Annotated in this window: 15 protein-coding genes and 1 tRNA gene; 3 read left to right on the forward strand and 13 right to left on the reverse strand. The window is 51.7% G+C overall.

Translation table 11 applies throughout. The features are described 5' to 3' along the window. The first annotated feature begins 101 nt into the window (after nt 1–101). Together malP and E3E33_RS03600 are read left to right on the forward strand one after the other, a co-directional pair. Entirely contained in the window at nt 102–2,603 is a 2,502-nt protein-coding gene (gene malP, locus E3E33_RS03595) for a maltodextrin phosphorylase (RefSeq protein ID WP_167711795.1), read from the forward strand. Nucleotides 2,604–2,739: 136 nt separating this feature from the next. Next, nucleotides 2,740–4,026 (forward strand): sodium-dependent transporter, encoded by a 1,287-nt coding sequence (locus tag E3E33_RS03600; protein WP_012571148.1) that lies wholly within the window; start codon nt 2,740–2,742, stop codon nt 4,024–4,026. Between the two features lie 50 nt (nt 4,027–4,076). On the opposite strand, the gene E3E33_RS03605 is transcribed toward E3E33_RS03600, so the two are convergent. From E3E33_RS03605 to E3E33_RS03635, 7 genes are all read right to left on the reverse strand, one after another. Further along, complete coding sequence (locus tag E3E33_RS03605; RefSeq protein ID WP_012571147.1) at nt 4,077–5,798, reverse strand: glutamate--tRNA ligase; 1,722 nt, start codon at nt 5,796–5,798, stop codon at nt 4,077–4,079. A gap of 284 nt (nt 5,799–6,082) precedes the next feature. After that, nucleotides 6,083–7,477: a DNA primase DnaG gene (dnaG, locus tag E3E33_RS03610; protein ID WP_012571146.1), complete on the reverse strand. Its 1,395-nt coding sequence runs from the start codon at nt 7,475–7,477 to the stop codon at nt 6,083–6,085. Further along, nucleotides 7,474–7,875, reverse strand: a complete 402-nt coding sequence (locus E3E33_RS03615; protein WP_167711794.1) for a toprim domain-containing protein — start codon at nt 7,873–7,875, stop codon at nt 7,474–7,476. Before E3E33_RS03615 ends, dnaG begins: the two co-directional genes overlap by 4 nt. Before the next feature lie 74 nt (nt 7,876–7,949). Then, nucleotides 7,950–9,224: a TIGR04013 family B12-binding domain/radical SAM domain-containing protein gene (locus E3E33_RS03620; RefSeq protein WP_167711793.1), complete on the reverse strand. Its 1,275-nt coding sequence runs from the start codon at nt 9,222–9,224 to the stop codon at nt 7,950–7,952. A 66-nt stretch (nt 9,225–9,290) separates the two neighbouring features. Further along, nucleotides 9,291–9,494, reverse strand: coding sequence for an archaeal histone HpkA (hpkA, locus tag E3E33_RS03625; RefSeq protein WP_167711792.1), 204 nt, complete (start codon nt 9,492–9,494; stop codon nt 9,291–9,293). A 350-nt stretch (nt 9,495–9,844) separates the two neighbouring features. Beyond that, nucleotides 9,845–10,315 carry a dCTP deaminase gene (gene dcd, locus E3E33_RS03630; protein WP_167711810.1) on the reverse strand — a complete coding sequence of 157 codons (471 nt, stop codon included), beginning with the start codon at nt 10,313–10,315 and terminating at the stop codon, nt 9,845–9,847. A gap of 879 nt (nt 10,316–11,194) precedes the next feature. Continuing rightward, a tRNA-Arg gene (locus E3E33_RS03635) sits at nt 11,195–11,270 on the reverse strand. 93 nt (nt 11,271–11,363) lie between these two features. Between E3E33_RS03635 and E3E33_RS03640 the strand changes: the two genes are divergently transcribed. Continuing rightward, nucleotides 11,364–11,804, forward strand: a complete 441-nt coding sequence (locus tag E3E33_RS03640; protein WP_240912018.1) for a hypothetical protein — start codon at nt 11,364–11,366, stop codon at nt 11,802–11,804. Nucleotides 11,805–11,841: 37 nt separating this feature from the next. On the opposite strand, the gene rpl12p is transcribed toward E3E33_RS03640, so the two are convergent. The 6 genes from rpl12p to E3E33_RS10920 all read right to left on the reverse strand — a co-directional run bounded on the left by rpl12p (nt 11,842) and on the right by E3E33_RS10920 (nt 15,169). Further along, a complete protein-coding gene (rpl12p, locus tag E3E33_RS03645; protein WP_012571140.1) occupies nt 11,842–12,159 on the reverse strand; it encodes a 50S ribosomal protein P1 in 318 nt (105 codons plus the stop codon). 69 nt (nt 12,160–12,228) lie between these two features. Next, nucleotides 12,229–13,248 (reverse strand): 50S ribosomal protein L10, encoded by a 1,020-nt coding sequence (locus tag E3E33_RS03650; protein ID WP_167711157.1) that lies wholly within the window; start codon nt 13,246–13,248, stop codon nt 12,229–12,231. 5 nt (nt 13,249–13,253) lie between these two features. Further along, nucleotides 13,254–13,904 carry a 50S ribosomal protein L1 gene (locus E3E33_RS03655; protein ID WP_012571138.1) on the reverse strand — a complete coding sequence of 217 codons (651 nt, stop codon included), beginning with the start codon at nt 13,902–13,904 and terminating at the stop codon, nt 13,254–13,256. A gap of 79 nt (nt 13,905–13,983) precedes the next feature. Beyond that, a complete protein-coding gene (locus E3E33_RS03660) occupies nt 13,984–14,475 on the reverse strand; it encodes a 50S ribosomal protein L11 (protein ID WP_167711123.1) in 492 nt (163 codons plus the stop codon). A 29-nt stretch (nt 14,476–14,504) separates the two neighbouring features. After that, nucleotides 14,505–14,963 (reverse strand): transcription elongation factor Spt5, encoded by a 459-nt coding sequence (locus E3E33_RS03665; protein WP_167711121.1) that lies wholly within the window; start codon nt 14,961–14,963, stop codon nt 14,505–14,507. 20 nt (nt 14,964–14,983) lie between these two features. Further along, nucleotides 14,984–15,169 (reverse strand): protein translocase SEC61 complex subunit gamma, encoded by a 186-nt coding sequence (locus E3E33_RS10920; RefSeq protein ID WP_012571135.1) that lies wholly within the window; start codon nt 15,167–15,169, stop codon nt 14,984–14,986. Nucleotides 15,170–15,207: the final 38 nt, after the last annotated feature.

Below are 15,207 nucleotides of genomic sequence, written 5' to 3' on the forward strand. Positions count from 1 at the left end.
TTCTTTTCCTTCTCCGGGTGCACTTTTCTGGGCACTCCCAAAATCCTTTTTAACCCCGCTCCCCACATAGTATCACCGAAAATGATACATAGGTGGTCGCCATGGCCGACGTTGAAACTCCCACCCACGATTTAATCAGGGAGAAGCTTCCCCATCCCATCAAGGATTTGGCTGATCTGGCTTACAACTACTGGTGGAGCTGGAACAGGAGGGCAACGAGGCTCTGGGAGTATATTGACCCGGCACACTGGAGGGAACACAAGAATCCGGTTAAGCTCCTTCTCGACGTTTCCGAGGAGCGCCTTGAGGAGCTTCTGAAGGACGACGACTTCATGAACCTCTACGAGCTCGTTATGGAACAGTTCCGGGATTATATGAATCCAGATTCGACCTGGTTCTCAACCAACTACCCCAAGTGGGACAAGCCCATAGTGTATCTCTGCATGGAGTACGGCATAAGCAGGACTCTGCCCATATACTCTGGTGGTCTGGGGATACTCGCTGGTGACCACGTGAAGACAGCCAGTGACCTTGGCCTGCCTTTCATAGCAATAGGTCTGCTCTATAAGCACGGCTACTTCAAGCAGGAGATAGACAGAGACGGAAGACAGATCGAGATCTTCCCAGAGTACAGGCCAGAGGAGATGCCGATAAAACCGGTTCTCGGGAAGGATGGAAAGCCACTCCTTATAGAGGTCCCCATAGAGGACAGAATCGTTTACGCGAGGGCCTCGGAGGTTGAGGTTGGAAGGGTGAAGATATATCTACTGGACACCGACGTTCCCGAGAACAGCGCGGACGACAGAACCATATGCGACTACCTCTACAATGCCGAGATAGACAAGCGCATAAAGCAGGAGATACTTCTAGGAATCGGTGGAATGCGCCTGCTTAAAGCTTTGGGCATTGAACCCGGCGTTGTCCACCTCAACGAGGGGCATCCAGCCTTTGCTAACCTCCAGAGGATAGCCTGGTACATGGATGAGGGGTTGACCTTTACCGAGGCGTTGAGTATTGTCAGAGGGACTACTGTTTTCACCACGCACACCCCAGTTCCAGCGGGCCACGATCGCTTCCCAATTGAGGAGGTCAGGAAGAGGCTCGCCAAGTTCCTTGAGGATAAGGACGAGAGACTCCTGGAGCTCGGCCGTGAGAGGGATGAAATCAACATGACCCTACTGGCCATAAGAACTTCCAGCTACGTCAACGGCGTCAGTAAGCTCCATGCCGAGGTAAGCAAGCGCATGTGGCAGAATCTTTGGCCCGGAGTTCCGCTGGATGAGATACCCATCGAGGGCATCACCAACGGCGTACACACCATGACCTGGGTTCACAGCGAGATGAGAAAGCTCTTTGACCGCTATCTCGGAAAGGCATGGCGCGAGCACACGAACATCGAGGGTCTGTGGTACGCCATTGAGAGGATTCCCGATGAAGAGCTCTGGGAGGCCCATCTTAAGGCCAAGAGGGAGTTCATAGAGCTACTGAAGAGGAAGATTAAGGCGAGGAACGAGAGGCTTGGAATAGATGATCCCCTGCCAGAGATAGACGAGAACGCGCTCATCATAGGCTTTGCCCGGCGCTTCGCGACCTACAAGCGCGCCACCCTACTCTTTACGGATATTGAAAGGCTCAAGAGACTTCTGAACAACCCAGAGAGGCCAGTCTACATAGTCTTTGGTGGAAAGGCCCATCCAATGGACGAGGCCGGCAAAGAGTTCCTAAAGAAAGTCTACGAGGCCTCTCAGATGCCCGAGTTCAGGGGCAAGATATTCGTCCTTGAGAACTACGATATGGGAAGTGCAAGGCTCATGGTGGCCGGAGTTGACCTCTGGCTCAACAATCCGCGCAGGCCGATGGAAGCTAGCGGAACGAGTGGAATGAAAGCCGGGCTGAACGGAGTGCTCAACGCGAGCATCTACGAGGGCTGGTGGGTGGAAGGCTACAACGGCAGGAACGGGTGGATCATTGGAGAGGAGAGTACGGAGCCCGAGACCGAAGCCGACGACATAAAGGACGCAGAGAGCCTCTACAATCTGCTGGAGAGGGAAATAATCCCAACCTACTACGGCAACCGCGGGAAATGGATTTACATGATGAAGGAGAGCATCAAGAGCATAGCCCCGCGCTTCAGCACTCACAGGATGGTCAAGGAATACATGGATCGTTTCTATTCCAAGGCTATGAGTAACTACATCTGGCTCACGAGGGGTAACTACGTCGGTGCCAAGGAGATGGCCGCATGGAAAGACCGCGTTATCGGTGCATGGAACAACGTGAGCATCGAAAGTGTAGCCATAAAAGATGGAAGCAGACTTGAGATCCTCGTCTACCTCGATGAACTTAAGCCCGAAGACGTCCGTCTTGAGCTCTACTACGGCGTCCATGCCGAGGAGCAACGCATAGAGAAACCGCATATCGTTGAGCTGAGGCATCCAAAGGAGCTCGGGGGTGGGAGGTGGCTCTACACCTATGAGGGAAGTGCTCTGAGGCACCTCGGTAATTCCTGCTGGAACTATGCGATAAGGATTTACCCCCACCACGAAAAGCTACCCCACCGGTTCTTGCTCGGATTGGTGAAGTGGAGAGGTTTCTTTGAGTGAGTCTTCCCCATTGTTTCATTTTTGGCAAAATTTACTCCATAAACTAGAAGTAAGAACTTTTAGACGTTCCTCGTGGGAAGTCATATTTTTAACCTCAAACGTCCATTGTGGGATATACAAACCAGGGGGTGAAACCATGGATGAAATTAAGAAGTGGACAATATACCTGATATTCCTTGTTGCCGGATTCGCCACTGGAGCAGGTAGCATCGGTCTATTCCCGCAGTTCTGGCTCCAGTACGGTTTGACTGGAATGGTTGTGCACTTAGTATTCCTTGCAATACTAACGTATGTCGCAATACTCGAGGCTGAGACCGTCATGAAATCCGGCTACTACTTCGTTGAACTCTACAACAAAGTCTCAAAACGGCCCGCTATGGTGCTCTCAATCTTCGCTGCCATTGCAATGTTCCTCTCGTACTACACCGCCAACACCATGCTGACCGTTCTCTCACCGGTTCTTGGAACAGGAACCGTCGCCAGGCTCATAGCCAAGATACTGATGTTTGCTATAGCCTTCGTTATCCTCACTAGGGCTAAAGAGAAGACCTTCGCAATCATGGCGATAGGTTCTGTGATATTTGTCGTCGCGGTTACAATAACTACGGTTGCGTTCAAGGTACAGATATCTGAGGGTGCCACCTACCTGGCAATGGCCAAGCACATGCTCGTTGCAAGGCACCCAATAACACTTGACCTCATAAAAGCTGCCGCTGAAAGGGCAATCTACGGTGTTGGACTTGGATTTGCATTCTACTTGATGCTCGGAAGCTTTATCAACGAGCGCTTCAACGCGAAGGTAATCATTGGGGTTGGAATCCTGGTTCAGCTTTTCATCGGGATTCTATCAACGATAACTGTTGTCTATGCAATTGCTCCCACCACCCCTGACAGGCTTCTCCAGTATGTCCATGGTGGTGAAGAAGGTGCTATTCAGCTCATGGGCGAACTGCCACACATCCTTGCGGACTATCCGACGCTGATACTCCTCATAGGAATCTCTGCGTTCTTTGCAGGTATCACCAGTCTGCTGCCAACTGCGGAGATCGGTCTCCAGATAGTTGAATCAACCCTTAGGGTGAGCAGGAATAAAGCTGCTGCCTATCTTGTAGCTGTGGCCCTTGCAATAGGCGTAATAGACTCCTCTCCATCAACAGCAGACATGGTGCTCAAAGCAGTGAGTGTGACAACGTTCTTCACGGCAATTTTTGAGCTCTATCCAGTGCTGGCTTCCAAGGAAAAACCATCAACTTCAGCCCTCGCAATGGCTGGAATAGCAGCGGTGCTGTTCCTCGTTGGTGGTCTCTACGCCCTATTTGCAGTCTTCAGGGCTGGCGGTGTCTACGTTGTCTCGGGAATCATTGCCGCGGTAGTGATTCTGTTCGGTCTCTTCGGCGACAAACTTGTGCCCGAAAAGGCCTGAATAGGCCCCATATCCTTATTTTTGTTTTGCATGGAAAATAAAAGAAGAGGTCACTTGTGGGCGAATATCGCCACCACTTTCTCGGGTGTCACATCATCTATCCTTACAAAGCCGAAACGCTCAAACTGGACAACGTCATCCACCTTGACGTTGGCGTCACTCTCGAGCAGGCCTTTTCTGACTATCAGCTCGTCGCCCTGCGGAATGAGAACCCCACAGGCCCTGCCTTCAGTGACCCAGTGCACCATCCTCCAGCGGTTTTCTCTGGCGATTTCGTACTCAATACTGTGGAACCTGGCTTTTATGCCTTCCTCTGAAACTTCAAGGATTTCCACATTGAAGAGATCCTTGAGACGGACGAAGCTACCCGGTTTGAACAGTTCCATATCATCCTTGGAAACGTAGACGGGCCTGCCTGGCTCGAACTTAAGCTTTCTGACTCCCCTGTCCGGATGATCCGGATGCAGCGGTATCTCTGCCACGAATTCTTCATCGTAGCCTTCAATATACATCGGTATCGGGTCGGCAACGAAGAAGTAACGGTTGGCTATTGGCTCGACTATGCGCCTGTTTATGGCAGCAAGATTGTCCCAGCTTATCGTCGTGTCGCTCCTCTTAAGGCCGACTTCTATAATAAGCTCTCTTATAGCCTCTGGCCTTATACCGCGCCTTTTGAGCGCCCTTATGGTCCCAAGCCTTGGATCGTCCCAGCCGAAGTATTTGCCTTCATCTATTCCCTTTCTAGTCTTAGACTTGCTGAGAATAACACCCTCAATTGAGAGCCTGCCGTGGTGAACGGTGACAGGATATTCCCAGCCAAAGTAGTCATAGATGTAGCGCTGTCTTGTCTCGTTCTCGGCGTGCTCCTGACCGCGGAAGATGTGCGTAACGCCTAGTTCATGGTCGTCTATGGCTGAGGCGAAGTTGTAAAGCGGCCAGACGCGGTACTTATCACCGGTTCTTGGATGGCTCGGGTTGTCGATTATCCTAAGAGCGGGCCAGTCGCGAACGGCTGGGTTCGGATGCTTAAGATCTGTCTTTATTCTAACCACAGCTTCGCCTTCTTTATATTCGCCGTTGAGCATCTTTCTCCAGCGCTCGAGTTGAACCTCTACCGGTTCTTCCCTGTGAGGGCAGGCGATTCCATTGTCCCTCAGCTCGCGGAACTTCTCCGGCGGGCAGGTGCAGACGTAAGCCTTACCCATCTTGATGAGTTCTTCTGCGTACTTGTAGTAGATTTCAAGCCTGTCGCTGGCTATGTGGATTTCGTCAATCTGGAAGCCAAGCCACTTGAGGTCTTCGATGATCCACTCGTAGAACTTAGGTTCGGGTCTTTTGACCTTTGGATCAGTGTCATCGAAGCGGAGGATGAACTTGCCGCCGTAGAGCCTTGCGTACTCGTGGCTTAGGATAGCAGCACGAGCGTTACCGAGGTGGAATGCTCCGTCAGGATTAGGGGCGAAACGGGTAACCACCTTACCCTTCTCTGCCTTCGGGAGGGGCGGAAGGCCTTTCTTTTCCTCTTTCTTTTCCTTCTTTGCCTCGAAGAACTCTGGATAAATCTCCTTCAGCTTTGCTTCCTGTTCTTCGATGTCCATTCCATTGACCTGCTCCACTATCTGGTTGACGAGTGGGATTATCTCCTTTGCTTTGGGCCTAAGTTCCGGGTTCTCGCCGAGAACCTTCCCTATCACAGCCTTTGGGTTGGCCTTACCCTTGTGGCTGATCGCATTGATGAGCGCGTACTTCATAATCAACTCTTCCACGTTCATTCTCCTCACCGGGAGAAGAAGGGAGGGAGGAGTTATAAAGTTACTCCCCTTCGCAACGTGGTTCTTCCTTCCGTTTCTCTTGCGGCAGGAGTATCTCCAGGAACACCATGGCTAAACCGAGGATTCCGAAGAACATGCCTCTGTTATTGCTCATTAGTATCCCAAAGAGAATGAAACGAAACTCCCAAAGAGCATCAGCTCAAGACCCTCATCCATGGAACCACCAGAAGATTCTACCCAAAAAAGTTGAAAGTTTTGTGATGGGAAATAAGAAGGTGCGGAGCTCACTCCGCAAAGGTCACTATCTTGAGATTGACAGGCCTTCTGACGACGTTGTACTTCCTCGCCCCGACAAGGTACTTTACCCCGCTCTCGCTGACTGTGTCGATGAGCCTCTGGGTTATGACGCCGTTGAAGACGACAGCGTAAACGTCCTTTCTTTCCTTGAGCTGGTTGGTGAGCTCTCTGACGGGTATTTCCGCTATGACGCTCTTGTCTTTGTCGAGTAGGAGCGCCATCGAGTCTTTGGAGCTTTTGACCTTTTCGATGAACTCGCCGAACTCGTCCAGCTCGCTCGGCCTGGGCTGCTGAATCGGCTTGACTATCTTCTCCTCCCTCTCCTTGGGCTCAGGCTTTTCTATTGGCTTTGGTGCAGGTGCTGGAGCCGGTGCAGGTGCTGGCGGTTTGACCTCCCTTACCTTCTCCTCCCTGCCGTTCTTGGCCCTTTCCTTCTCCTTTATGACCTCGTAGAAGTTTCTACCCTTGTAGAATATCTCGGTTATGACCTGCTCAGCAGGCACCTTGCTCCTAAGTGCTTTCACTATCTCCTTCTTGGTGAGCTCCTCGACTTCTTTGCCCTCTGGTGCTCTGGCGACGTAGTCAACATCTGCGACCTGAAGGAGCTCCTTAAGGATGAGCTCTCCACCGCGATCGCCGTCGGTGAAGGCGGTAACGATGCGCTCCTTGCTGAGCTTTATTATGGTCTCCGGAACTGAGGTGCCTTCGACGGCTATGGCGTTCTTTATGCCGTGCTTGAGCAGGTTTAGTACATCTGCCCTTCCCTCAACGACAATGATTGAATCAGAGAACGGTACATGCGGTCCGGCGGGAAGCTTCTCCGGCCCATACTCTATGAGCTCCTTAGCCCTTACGGCCTTCTTGACTTCCTCTGTGAGCTCCTGGGTCTCTGGGATTTCCTGCTCCATCAGGGTCTCGAGGATCTCCTTGGCCCTCTCGATAATATATTTCCTCTTGGTTGCCCTGACGTCCTCTATGCGGAGAACCTTTATCTTGGCCTCGGCTGGACCGACCCTGTCTATCGTCTCAAGAGCAGCCGCCAAAATGGCCGTCTCAACCCTATCAAGGCTCGAAGGAACGGTTATCGTTCCGTAGGTCTTTCCAGCCTTTGCGTGAACCTCAACCCTTATCCTTCCGATCCTTCCGGTCTTTTGAAGCTCCCTTAAGTCCAGATCGTCACCAAGAAGACCTTCAGTCTGACCAAAAATAGCACCAACAACGTCGGGCCTTTCAACAATTCCGTTTGCTTCAAACTCGGCATAGATTACATATTTGGTCGTTCCAAATTCATCTTTGGCTGACATACTACCACCCTCTTTCCGTTTTTCAAACTTCTGCTTTTCAGCTAAAATGTGGTGAAGCACTGTCTTTTTCCTCTTCATCGAATTCCCTCCAAGTGGGGGTCAGAAACGGAGATGACCTTAAGATAGAGGCCATAGAGGTCCTCAATCCCCTTAATGTCCTTCTTTGCTATCCTTTTGAGCTCCTTCCGCGTCTCTGAATCGACTCTGCAGGGATACCCCTCCAGATAGCGGAGGAGCTTCCTTGCAAGCTCTTCGCCCTTTCTGTCGAAGTCTGTAAGTATCATGACCTCTCCATATGATGACGCGATGAGCGCGATTTCTGATAGTGGGAGGCGTGAAAGTCTTATTATCTCCGTCCTGACCCCCAAATTTCTCAGAGCCACCTCGTCTCGCGGGCCCTCAACTATAATGGCCCCTTCAAACTCTCGCAGTTTGTCTATAAGCTCCTCGAATCTTTTATAGTTTTCGGCGTACATGTTGCCGTCGTGCTGATAACGAACGAATGGGGTTATAAGTTTATTGGATAATTTTTGACGCTTTTCTGTCTATTTCAGCAAACCTTCCGCACGGTTCCAATGTAGCTCATAGGTTCCTCGTAAAACTCATCCATAAGATTCTGGAGCTTTCTTGAGAGCTCAATCTGCTTGCCCCACGACCCCTCTATCTTGCCCTTTGCTGCCATCCTGCCCAGAAATTTCTTCATCTCCTCACTCAGAGGTGAAGGCTTGCACCGTGCCCACGGGGTTCCTGGAAGGGGCATGAAGTAGTGTGCTCTGACCTTGCCGCCCTTCTTCATGATCCACTCCATAAGCTCGATGCTCTTCCTCTGGCTTTCAGGCGTCTCGTTCGGCAGGCCAACGATGAAATCAACCACAGGCTCGAAGCCGTACTCCAGCATATACTCAACGGCCTTTTGGACGTGCTCCACTTTGTGGATCCTGTGCATGGCTCTCAGCATTGCGTCGTCACCGCTCTGAGCGCCGATAGCCAAGCGTCTATTATCAGCATAATCAATCAGGAGTTCCAAAGTCTCTGGGAGGACGAACTCCGGCCTGACCTCACTGGGAAACGTGCCGTAGAAAAGCCTCCGGCCTTCCTTCCTTAGGGGCTGAAGGGCCTTGAGAAGGGCCTCAAGCTTATTGATTTTGAGTATCGCCCCAGGACTTCCGTAGGCGAATGCGTTTGGCGTTATGTAGCGCATGTCCTTCATCCGGCGAGAGTACTTCACTATCTGGTCTATCGGCCTGTGCCTCATGCGGAGGCCTTTTATGTATGGGGTCTGACAGTAATAGCAGCCGAAGGGGCAGCCACGGGTTATTTCTATCGGCGAGATAAGACGAACGCTTTCTGGATACGGTGGAAATCGCCAGAAGTCCTCAACCTTGGAGAATCCGGTAAAGACGAACTCGCCATTGAGGTAGAAAGCAAGACCAGTAATGTTGAGGAGCTCCCTGGTGATTTTGTAGTTCGTTCTTTTGAGCGTCTTCAGAAGATGATACAGAACCTCCTCCCCCTCGCCAATGACTGCTATATCGAAACCAAGCTGATTTAGGGTATGTTTAGGCATGGCTATAGCATGGTATCCACCGGCTATTAACAGCACACCCCTTTCCTTGAGAAGCCGGACCTCCTGAGGAAGACTCCCCCATATTTCCTCCGTGAAGAACGAGTAGAGAACGACCTTTGGTCTGGCCTTCAAAATTTCGTTGAAGTCCTTCGTTATTAACATTTCTCCGAGATCAAAACCTTGACTCTCTAGGGCTCCGAGGAGGTGAACAAAGGCATTGTGGTTGCGCCTGGTCATTCTAACGGCTATCTCCTGCATGATGAACAATCAGAAGAGCGGTTTAAAAAGCTGATGAGTTACAAAAGCAAGAAGAGAGAAAGACCTTCAGGTCTTGATAGCGAGCTTGATGTCCTCGGCCTTGATGGTCTTCCTGCCAGCGTGCCTGGCGAAATCATTGGCCTTCCTAGCAACATCAATGGCATACTCCTCGAGGTACTCAGCGAGGACCTTGGCAGCCTCCTCGCTGACCCTCTCAGCACCGGCCTTTCTAATCAGCCTGTCAATCGGGGCAATCGGCAACTCAGCCATCCACAACACCTCCAGGAAAGGTTTTTCACTATTTTCTAGGCGATTGGAGATATATAAACCTTTCGGTAAACGGGGCCATCTACGTCGATTAGATGCCCACTGCGCCCTTAGACGCAACCAACTTGACGAGATTGATTTTCTCGTGAACCTTGAGAAAGATAGATAACCAGTTAAAAGCACAGTGCTCAATAGGAGGCATTACCCAGATGATGCCTTTGAGAAGCTATAGTTCCCCAGTACACTTTTTAATGGCCCTAAAGTTCTCGGGAAAAATTTATTTGTTCATTAATTGTGCTTGAATGGCACAAGAAATAGAATAGGGCAAAGTGTTGAGCCTGATTTCATAAGTCTCACTTTTTCCTCCTCTTCGACAGCACTAAATGCTGGCTTCCCTGATAGTTGCCCCTGTACGGGTTCTTTGCAGGCCCTTCAAGCCGGATGAACGCTATCTGAACAAAGCGCTCTCCGTAAGCCAGCTCAACCGGTTCGTCAGAGGCGTTAAAGATTCCGAGGGTGAGGTTGCCATCCCAGCCGGGGTCTACCCAGGCGAAGGAGCCCATCAGTCCTTCTCTTGCGAGACTGCTCCTGAGCTTCATGTCACCCATGACGTCATCGGGAAGCTTTATCCTCTCAAGCGTTAGAACGAGAGCGTAGTTCTTGGGGGGGATTACAACCTTCCCTTCCCTCTCAACGTCTATGAACTCTCCGTTCACCATTGCCTCCTTTCCAACCCTTAAGTCGTAGCCGGCCGGCTGAAGGGATTTCTCGTTGAAGGGCTCGATTAGAATCTCCTTTCTAATTTTCCAGTCCGGGAGCATCACATTAATCACCCCAAGGTTAAACGAGGAAGTGCTTAAAAAGCTGACCACAGAGACTTTGCGGGACAAAGTTTCATCAAAGTTCGTGGCTCTTTGCTAGCCTGTCCAATTCGCAGTGTTTTCCAATTGAATCTTGCGGTTTAGTGAGGGAGAATCACGGGAGTTTAGCTTTTGAGATAGGGTTTAACTTTGGAGTTAGATGCCCGAGTGCGTCGAGAAAGTGTAAACCCCCGGGAAACAGCCATATAATAGATTCTCCCCATTAAATAGGGGCCGGCACTAGGAAAATTTGACAAACTGGAGTTCACGCAAGAGCCACGACCTTGATCAAACTCCGCGGGACTGTTGTTCCCTGCGTCGAGCAGAGTTCGACGTCGGGCAAGCGAGCAGGCTCTTGGAAAAAGCGTGCACTCTAAAACTCGCCCTCAAATGAGGGTTTAACTGCAAAAACGTGAGTGGGTAAGGTTTTACTTTTTTCTTAACGCCCTTTGGGCGTTATTCTCGCAGTGAAACACTGTAAAATTGGCAATTGTGAAGTAAACCCCGCTTAAGAACTGCCAATTTAAGGGGGCACGCAAACTTTGATCAAACTTTTGCTTGGCGAACAAGTTTTTGGAAAAAGCTTGACCAAAAGAGTCCCTTTCCCTTCAAAAAAGGCTGAGATGAGAGCGTGCATTCTCAAGAATTGCCATTAGGAGGAGTGTTTAACCCCAAGAATGGTTCCTTTAAGTGGTTTCACTTTCCTCTGGCGTCCGAAGGACGCCTTGTGGAGAGTGAAACACTGTAAAACCAACAATTGAAGAGCAAACCCCCTCGAGAATCAAGCACGTCAGAATCGCACGCAATTTTTCCGTCAACGCTTTGCGAAGCAAAGGGTTGCTATGGCGGGCCCGGCGGGATTTGAACCCGCGACTACCGGCTCCGAAGGCCGGCGCCATATCCCCTAGGCCACGGGCCCACGATGGTGGTTCATAACGGCCAAAGATAAACCTTGCGGTCTTTTTCGAAAATCTTTTAGGTTACCATGCCCGATGTTAATCTGGTGGAGGACATGAGGAAGAGCGTAGCACCGCTCGCGGTAAGCGCCCTGGCGATAGTGGGGTTCTTTGCCCTCGCTCCGGCGTTTTCGCTTTATCCAGTTCTCGCGGGCAGGTATGGGGCAGAGACAATTGACGCGGTGACGGTGATACTCGGCATTGTAGGACTCTTTTCCCTGATGGCTGGCATCGCCCTCTGGAAGATGGAGACCCTACCCAGAAAAGTTGCCATTTATGAGATTATCGAGTTCCTGACGATGTGGTTCGGTGGCGTGGTGTGGATAAACGTCGTTACAAGCCTTAATGGTTTCACCGAAAAGGCCCTCGTCACGATCGTGTTTTTCCTGGCCTTGGTGGCGTTCCTTGAGATGCTCAGGAGAAAGCTCGACCCAGGTAGATACAAACGGATATGGGCTGCGTTCTGGATCATTAAGAATCGCGAAGAAAAGTTTTGAGATGTCCGCCCGAGGGCGGACAAAAGAGGAGGGGAGTTCAGCCGAAGAGGGCACCGAGCCCAGCGAGGGCCTCCTCCTCGCTGGCCTCCTCCTCTTCTTCCTCCTCTTCCTCCTCAGCCGGAGCGGCCTCGGCGCCAGCAGCTGGAGCAGCGGCAACGGCGACCGGGGCGGCAACCGGCATGGCGGCCTTCTCGATGACCTCGTCGATGTTGACGCCCTCAAGGGCGGCAACGAGAGCCTTTATCCTGGCCTCATCCGGGCTGACTCCAGCAGCCTCAAGGACGGCCTTGAGGTTCTCCTCAGTTATCTCCTTACCAGCGGCGTGGAGCAGCAGAGCGGCATACACGTACTCCATTTTTCGCACCTCCAATCATCTTCATTTTTTCACACGGTTTTATTCAGGGATACGAGGGAAATGGAAAGTTCAGCCGAAGAGCGCGCCCAGTCCAGCGAGCGCGTCCTCCTCGGAGGCTTCCTCTTCTTCCTCCTCTTCCTCAGCCTCCTCAACCTTCTTCTCCTGCTGAGGCTGAGTTGCAACGGCTATTTGTGCCTGTTGGTTTAAAAGCTCTTTGGTCTTCTCGTCGAGTAGCTCCTCAGGCAGGTTCTGGGCTATGAGCAGGACAGCGCGCAGAGCTCTGCCAAAGATGTCCTCGACGGTCTCTGGGGTAATATAGCCAGCCTCGACTGCAACGTTCTTGGCTCCAAGGTAGGCCTTCTGGATGATGGCCTCGATGGTCTGGCTGGTCGGGTAGGCAGTGTTGACGGACAGGTTGAATGCGTGCATGTAAGCCTGCTGGAGCAGGTTGATGTACTCTTCCTCGTCGATAGCGAGGACTTCCGGAGTGTAGACAATTCCGTCCTCGTAGGCAGCGAGCAGGTTGAGACCAACCTCAAGGGGCTCGATGCCAAGAGCGTTAAGGATCCTCGCGAGCTGCTCGGTTATGACCTCACCAGCCTTGAGCACGGTGTAGTCCTTCTGGATGCTGACCTTACCCTTCTCGATTCTCGCGGGTATACCAAGAGCCTGCATCTCACCGACGAGCGGACCCGGTGAGATCGAGGTCGGACCGGCTGGTATAACGACGTCCCTTGGAACCGGCACACCTGGCTTGGCCGGAGCAGGAGTCTTGCTCTCCTCAAGGAGCTTGTAGAGCTTGAACGGGTTCATCTCGGTGGCGAGGATTCCAGCTCCACCCTGGATGTGGTCAATGAGCTTCTCAAGCTCTGGCTTTCCAAGCTCCTGGGCGGCCCTCTTTATGGCGAGTTCAATGAGTGTGTTCCTTGAGACTCTGAGGAGTGCCTTGCCCCTGAGCTTCTCACGCATCTTTGAGAGCGGGTAAGCTGGGACATTGGCAACGTCAACGAGTGCTATCACTGGATAGCTCTTGATGATGTTGGTGAGCTCTTCAACTTCCTTCTTCTTCCACTCAGCGACGTGGGCCATCTCCCTCACCTCTCCACCTTAACGGCCGGTCCCATGGTGGTCTTAACGTACACTGACTTCACTTGGTTCTCTCCGCGCTCGAGCTTGTTGATGATGGCATTGAGCACTGCTTCAGCGTTCTCAGCGAGCTTCTCATCGTCCATGTCCTCGGTTCCTATCGGAGCGTGCACAACCGGATTGTTCTTGAGCTGTATCCTGACGGTCTTCTTGAGCCTTGCAACTATGGGCTCCAAGTTGGTCATGGTCGGTGGAACGACCTGCGGCATCTTGTTCCTTGGACCGAGGTACCTACCGAGGTACCTACCGATCTTCGGCATCAGCGGAGCCGCCGCAATGAAGAAGTCATAGCTCTTCGCCAGTTTCCTTGCCTGCCTCGGGCTCTTGGCAAGTTCCTCAAGCTGCTCTCCACTAATTACATCCAGCCCGAGCTTTTTAGCCGCCTCGGCAACGGCACCATCAGCGATGACCGCGATCTTGGGCTCCTTCCCACGACCGTGGGGCAGCACAACCTCAAGCTTAAACCTGTTCTCCGGCTTGCGGAGGTCTATATCCCTGAGGTTGACTGCCACTTCGACGGTCTGTGTGAAGTTACGCGGCTTAGCCCGGGCCTTCGCCTCCTTCACCGCTTCCACGAATTTCTGCCTGTCAAAGGCCATTTACAGCCCTCCCTTCATTTTTGATTTAAGCACCGAAAAGTCAAAAATGCGTAAAAAGAGGGATTTTTAAACTTTTCCCTCACTCTTCGGCGTTCGCAAAAATCTCGTCGTAAACGCCTTCGTCAATCTCCTTCTGGACTTCCCTAGGGTCCTTGCCCTCGACGGTAACACCCATACTGAGCGCTGTACCGATGACCTCCTTGGCTGCAGCCTTGAGGTCAGCGGCAAGCATCTGGTCTATCTTGGCCTTAGCTATCCTGATGACCTGCTCCATGGTCAGGTTTCCGACTGGACTGTGACCGGCCTCGCTGGAGCCCTTTGGTATGCCAAGCTCCTTCTTGATTAGCTGGCTGACCGGAGGAACACCAACCTCAATGCGGAAGGTCTTCTTCTTGGGATCCTCCACGATGATCTTGACTGGAACCTGCATCCCCTCGAAGTCCTTGGTGGCCTTGTTTATCTCGTCAACAACCTGCTTAACGTTAAGTCCGAGCGGACCAATAGCGGGACCGAGTGGCGGACCTGGTGAAGCCTTTCCTCCCTCAACGAGCACCTCAACAACCTGCGGCATCTTTCTCACCTCTAGTTATCTGAGTCCGTTCACTCCTTCTGGCGTTTGCTTATAAGTCTAACGTATTCGCCCCTCACCGTAACCGGAATCGGGACGATTGAACCAATAAGCTCGACGACTATTTCGTCCTTGGCTTCGTCAACCCTGACAACCTTAGCCTTTTCACCCTTGAACGGGCCAGCGATGAGCTCAACTATGTCGCCAGGCTCGAAGCCGCTAACGGCTGGCTTCTCCTCGAGGAAGTGCTCAATCTCCTCGAACTTGACCTCGCCCGGAAGGGTACCCTTGGCATGCCTTATACCCTTGATGGCTTCATCGACTGCGCTCTTGCTGGGGGCCTCGACGAATATGTATCCCTTCACCTTTGACGGAGCCAATATGGCATAGACCGGGAGATTGTATGTTTTAATCTTGCTGTATATCAGCTTGGCAGTAGTTTCTTCTTGACCAACTGTGACACGCACTGTGAATATCCTGCCGTCGCTCATCTCTATCACCCGTTGCTGGCTCAGGCGCCAGTAATAAGGTAGCCGATCATACGGATTACGAGGCCTATGAGGCCAATTAAAATCATTCCGATGCCGGTAATCTTTGCAGCCATCTTAAACTCTTTCCAGCCCGGTTTTTTTGTGACCAGTAAAACCCTCCGCAACTCCGCGAAGAAGTTTTTAAGCTTTTCCGTAGTTGTTGCCACACTCGTCACCCCTCTAAATTTTGAAAATGAAATGGTTA

Source organism: Thermococcus sp. GR5 (assembly GCF_012027535.1).
Lineage (GTDB): Archaea > Methanobacteriota_B > Thermococci > Thermococcales > Thermococcaceae > Thermococcus > Thermococcus onnurineus.

What these genes read in the sequence shown, in the direction of transcription:
- malP (WP_167711795.1), top strand. Translation starts at nt 102, where the DNA reads ATGGCCGACGTTGAAACTCCCACCCACGATTTAATCAGGGAGAAGCTT.
- E3E33_RS03600 (WP_012571148.1), top strand. Translation starts at nt 2,740, where the DNA reads ATGGATGAAATTAAGAAGTGGACAATATACCTGATATTCCTTGTTGCC.
- E3E33_RS03605 (WP_012571147.1), bottom strand. Translation starts at nt 5,798, where the DNA reads ATGAACGTGGAAGAGTTGATTATGAAGTACGCGCTCATCAATGCGATC.
- dnaG (WP_012571146.1), bottom strand. Translation starts at nt 7,477, where the DNA reads ATGAAGAGGAAAAAGACAGTGCTTCACCACATTTTAGCTGAAAAGCAG.
- E3E33_RS03615 (WP_167711794.1), bottom strand. Translation starts at nt 7,875, where the DNA reads ATGTACGCCGAAAACTATAAAAGATTCGAGGAGCTTATAGACAAACTG.
- E3E33_RS03620 (WP_167711793.1), bottom strand. Translation starts at nt 9,224, where the DNA reads ATGCAGGAGATAGCCGTTAGAATGACCAGGCGCAACCACAATGCCTTT.
- hpkA (WP_167711792.1), bottom strand. Translation starts at nt 9,494, where the DNA reads ATGGCTGAGTTGCCGATTGCCCCGATTGACAGGCTGATTAGAAAGGCC.
- E3E33_RS03640 (WP_240912018.1), top strand. Translation starts at nt 11,364, where the DNA reads ATGAGGAAGAGCGTAGCACCGCTCGCGGTAAGCGCCCTGGCGATAGTG.
- rpl12p (WP_012571140.1), bottom strand. Translation starts at nt 12,159, where the DNA reads ATGGAGTACGTGTATGCCGCTCTGCTGCTCCACGCCGCTGGTAAGGAG.
- E3E33_RS03650 (WP_167711157.1), bottom strand. Translation starts at nt 13,248, where the DNA reads ATGGCCCACGTCGCTGAGTGGAAGAAGAAGGAAGTTGAAGAGCTCACC.
- E3E33_RS03655 (WP_012571138.1), bottom strand. Translation starts at nt 13,904, where the DNA reads ATGGCCTTTGACAGGCAGAAATTCGTGGAAGCGGTGAAGGAGGCGAAG.
- E3E33_RS03660 (WP_167711123.1), bottom strand. Translation starts at nt 14,475, where the DNA reads ATGCCGCAGGTTGTTGAGGTGCTCGTTGAGGGAGGAAAGGCTTCACCA.
- E3E33_RS03665 (WP_167711121.1), bottom strand. Translation starts at nt 14,963, where the DNA reads ATGAGCGACGGCAGGATATTCACAGTGCGTGTCACAGTTGGTCAAGAA.